Source organism: Aeromonas sp. HMWF014 (assembly GCF_963878295.1).
Taxonomy (GTDB): Bacteria; Pseudomonadota; Gammaproteobacteria; order Enterobacterales; family Aeromonadaceae; genus Aeromonas; species Aeromonas popoffii.
The window spans coordinates 1-2512 of record NZ_CAWNYS010000027.1; the positions used below are offsets into that span (position 1 = coordinate 1).

2 protein-coding genes are annotated in these 2512 nt (G+C 59.6%); both read right to left on the reverse strand.

Features of this window, described 5'->3' with window-relative positions:
* The coding region (locus AAC083_RS00905) for a cache domain-containing protein (RefSeq protein WP_219927854.1) at positions 1–523 on the reverse strand (523 nt) is incomplete at its 3' end.
* A 254-nt stretch (positions 524–777) separates the two neighbouring features.
* Positions 778–2148, reverse strand: coding sequence for a phosphatidylserine decarboxylase family protein (locus AAC083_RS00910; RefSeq protein WP_108535656.1), 1371 nt, complete (start codon positions 2146–2148; stop codon positions 778–780).
* Positions 2149–2512: the final 364 nt, after the last annotated feature.

The window sequence follows — 2512 nt, forward strand, 5'->3', positions numbered from 1 at the left end:
GTTCAAGCGCCAGGTTGGCACCGACCACGCCAGCCAGCCGACCCTGCTGCATCACGGGCTCGGCCAGGGTTACCACCAGTTGCTGCATGGTCACGCTGACATAGGGTTCGGTGATGATGAGCTTGCCCGCCTTGACCGCGTCCTGATACCAGGGCCGCTCGCGCGGGTCATAGTTACCCTTGTTGAGGGAGGGATCGTTGCGGGTCATCACCCCCTCCTCCGAACCGTAGTAAGCCAGCCCGAAGCCACCGGAACGCAAGGTCTGCTGCAGATGGGGCACCAGCTCGGAGGTCGGGTGGCTGGCGATGACATCGACCTGGGCGGTCAGGCTCTCGCGCCTGTCCTGCATCCATTTGCCTATCCCCTCCGCATAGGCGCTGGCGTAGTTGCGCGCCTCGCTGTCGATGGCACTCAGGGTCTGGTTTTTCAGAGTATAGAAAGCAGTCATGCCCAGCAGGCAGACCGTGATCAGGACCACGCCAAGACTGGTGGCCAACAACTTGCCGCGAAGGGAGAGATTCATGGGATATCCTTATGGCTGTCTCAATGGCGTCAAACAAGGCTGCACACCCTGTGTGGACTATATCGACAGAAAATCCCGAACCATGAATTTCAATCCGTTGATTTTAAATGAATCAGTAACTAAATCCTGGCAATATCCCTTGCCATCCGGCATGGGAATAATCCCTCAAAAACCCGTCTGACGCCCCCTCCGCCGCTGTCAACAGGCCACCTCCAGGAGGTGGCCTGTGTGTATCCAGCCCGCAAAAAAACGATCTAGCGTACCCGGGCTATGGCGGTGTTGAGCCGCATGTTGCCGGCATCCAGGCTCGGAGTCTGGCCGTAAAACTCGAACTCCAGCTCGACCCCGGGGCGGAACAGCAGGCAGTGGGTCGAGCCACCGAAGTGGAACATGCCGAGCTGATCCCCCTTCTTCACCCGATCCCCCGCCCGCACTGTGATGTCGCAGCTCGACACCTCGGCCATGCCCACAGGCACTACGCACATCAGCCCGATTTTGGGGTTATCGGCTTCGATGAAAATCAGCGCCCGGGTCGCCACTGAGGTAAGGAAGGGCTGCGAGTTGTTGGGGGCGCTGGGATCCGCCCCCTGCGGGTCGCCAAAGCCCTCGAACTGGTTCTCCAGATAGTAGGTGCCGTTGACGATGCGCACCTTGCGAATGATGCCGCTCACCGGGCTATGCCAGCGGTGATAGCTGAGCGCACTGAGGAAGGCCTGATACACGGTGCCGCCTTCGAAGCGAGGCGCCAGATCGTCAAAATCGAGCATGTTGTCCAGCGAATAGGGCTGACCCTTGAGCCAGAACTGATCGCTGCGGCTCACCTCTTTTTTCACCTGCAGCGGTGCAGACTCGCAGGCGTTGACGATGACGTTGTCATCCTCTGGCGCCGAAACAGGCCGTACACCGGGGCGGAAGGTGCGGGTGAAGAACGCATCCCAGCTACCGAAGCCAAAATACTCAGCCGCCGGATCGCACTGAAAGATCTGCTCGAAGCTGGCTGGTGTGGGATTGGAACCCTCACCCAGGGCGCCGGTTGCCACCTTGACCATCTCGGCCATGGCTACCTTGCCGAGCCAGGGTACCACCAGAGTCTCCCGATCCAGCCGACTGACCGGCTCGTTCAGCACGTATCGCGAAGCCGGGCTTTGCAGAAACAGCGCCCAGTAATCGAGGATCTTCTTGAACTGCTGGTTGATCAGGGCATTGGCGAAAAAGTGATAACCGGATTGGGTCGCCATGGGCCAGTCGAGCAGCGCATTAATGGGAAAACCGATGAGACCGGAGGGCTCGTGCGTCGGGATATCCTGATACGCCTCGGGGGCCGTGGTCATGATGCCGTTGAGCAGCCCCAGAAACTCCTCGAAGGATCGCACCTCGACCTGACCGAGCGGGGTCAGATGCTTGTGGCGCCAGGCCTCCTTGAACATGGCTTCGGCCTGGGCGTGCAGCGAAGGGTCGGCATTGACCAGATCCCGCAATTCGGCGATCGGCGCCACAAGCGCGCGCGGCTGGTTGGCAACATAGTGCTTGATCCGCCGGATCCAGCGCTCGATACGGGCACTATCCTGTGGCATCCAGCCACCGGGGCGAGACTTGTTCAACCGGGTTTCAACTGCCTTGTTCATGAATCTCTCTCCTCAAGTGATGTTCACGCCCACAATCCACGGCTTGAGCATTGGCTATCGGCTTGCCATCAACACGCAATGACACCGCCCATGTTGTGTATCACACGGTCCCCTGAAGCACGATTGCCAGAAACGACAGGGCGAACTGGCACAATAACAACTAGCGGTCAGGGGCAGGGCGGGAGCTGAAGGGAAAGAGGTGCCGGAAATGGGCTGACGCCGCCGAAAAACGGCAGCCATCGGAGCAGGCGTGACGGGAGAAAAAACCGGGAACGCAGAAATGCGAAAAGCCAGCTCAATGAGCTGGCTTTTCTGAAAATGGCAGGGGCGGCAGGACTCGAACCCGCAACCATCGGTTTTGGAG